This window comes from Mesorhizobium sp. M0437 (genome assembly GCF_040321335.1).
Classification (GTDB): Bacteria; Pseudomonadota; Alphaproteobacteria; order Rhizobiales; family Rhizobiaceae; genus Mesorhizobium.
In genome coordinates this window covers 1-1,653 of record NZ_JAMYRK010000190.1, presented here as the reverse complement: position 1 = coordinate 1,653, position 1,653 = coordinate 1, and the positions used below count along the sequence as shown (strand labels likewise).

Below are 1,653 nucleotides of genomic sequence, written 5' to 3'. Positions count from 1 at the left end.
GCGCCTTCCGGGTTTGTTCCGCTTGTCAGAGTTTGTCGGCGACGATGGAGAGCGCGACCCGACGGGGTAACTCTACCGGGTCGAGAGACAGAGTCTGCCCAACTTGACCATATTTCAGAACGACGGCGGCTCGGTTAGCCTCAGCCACCTTGGACTGCCGCCGGCTCGCGCACGAATTTCAATTTCGGCGGGACGGCGAACACCCTGAACCGCTCAGCCAGGCTATCAAGAGCTTGACGCATGCCCACTCCCGCAGCAGCCGCACCGTGTCCACTGATGACCATGTGCGGGTTCAGGGCTGCCAGGTGCTTCACGGATCTTTCCGCCGCATCCCAGTCCGGCGTGAAGTAGCGCGGCGGACCGTGCATCTCTAGATCCTGAACTGCGACCTCATAGACTGACTCCTGACCGGTGGTGATGAAAGCGTCCCCTACGATCAGCGAGCGGTCCTCCTCGCGCCAGAGCGAGATATGCCCAGGAGCGTGCCCGGGTGTGTGTAGCCATCGCCATCCGGGCATTCCGGGGATCGATCCGTCGACAGGTAGGAGTTCCAAACGGTTGCCAAGATCAATTGGCCCCCGTGGAAAAAGCGGCGAAAGCAGCGCCATCAGTCCACCCCCGACCCAGGGATCCGGTGGCGGATAGGACGCGGTTCCGTCCAGATAGGGGCGCTCGAGTGGATGCGCGAAGACAGGCACGTCCCACTTGTTCGCGAGGTCTAGGACGGTTCCCACATGGTCGAAATGGCCGTGGGTCAGGATGATCGCGGCCGGCCGTGCGTTCGTGCCAAACCGCTTTTCCGCGACCGCAAGAATGCTGCTGCGGGACGTCGGCAACCCGGTATCGATCAGCATCCAGTTCCGATCTCCGCTGCCCGGTGCGCCGAAGAGCACGACATTGACGATTGCTAGCCGCAAATAGCCCAAGTCCGGTGCGATGCTCCAAGCGCCGTCGCCACGATCCTCGCGCCTGGCGTAGTCGGTCTCGGAAAGTCGAATCTGAACGGTCATATGATCCCGTGCCTCTATTGTTGCTGAGCAGCCGCTCGAGTCGATCGGCGGCGGTGGTATATCGCCCCGAACTTGGCACGGCCCTCCTTGTTCCTCATTCGCCACCCAGCTCCGGACGGTCCACCACAGGAACAAAGGCTCGACCAATCGGTTCAGCATTACCCGGTCACGCAAGGACGAGCTGACAGAGCAACGAAGCTGGCGCGCGCCCGATTGGATGCGGTATTTCGCCAACGCACGCGGCGGGCCTGCTGGCGCCACTGCTGGTACGGCTGCGCGACGATCACGATTCAACTCCGCCACAGGAATCCCCACGCAGGGTTGGGTTCCGAACCATTGCGGCGGAGCGCACGCGGCTCGGTCTCGCCGCTGCATTGCCTTCAAGCGCACGGTTCCTCAACTGATGCTCGGCTGGCGGCAACTTGCTCGCCAGCCGAGCCGATGTGCCATCAACAACCCTGGTCGGTCTTTTTCACCTGACCCGGCGCGGCGGTATTGGCTGTCGTGTCCTGCTGACCAGGCGCCGCCTGCTGAGCGCTGCCAGTCTGCTGGCCGGGCGCGCAGTCTCTGGCCGAGTTCGCATTTGTGGTGCCGCTGGTCGTGGTCGGGTCCGTTCCTAGATCGCGGGTCATGTTGGTGGCGG

2 protein-coding genes are annotated in these 1,653 nt (G+C 63.1%); both read right to left on the bottom strand.

Annotated features, from left to right (window positions below; genetic code table 11):
• Positions 1-140 precede the first annotated feature (140 nt).
• The gene (locus tag NKI72_RS34860) at positions 141-1,010 is read right to left on the bottom strand and encodes an MBL fold metallo-hydrolase (protein WP_352852227.1); all 870 of its coding nucleotides are present in this window, start codon (positions 1,008-1,010) and stop codon (positions 141-143) included.
• A 449-nt stretch (positions 1,011-1,459) separates the two neighbouring features.
• Positions 1,460-1,653: hypothetical protein (locus NKI72_RS34855; RefSeq protein ID WP_352852225.1), on the bottom strand; the 194-nt coding region annotated here is incomplete at its 5' end.

What these genes read in the sequence shown, in the direction of transcription:
- NKI72_RS34860 (WP_352852227.1), bottom strand. Translation starts at nt 1,010, where the DNA reads ATGACCGTTCAGATTCGACTTTCCGAGACCGACTACGCCAGGCGCGAG.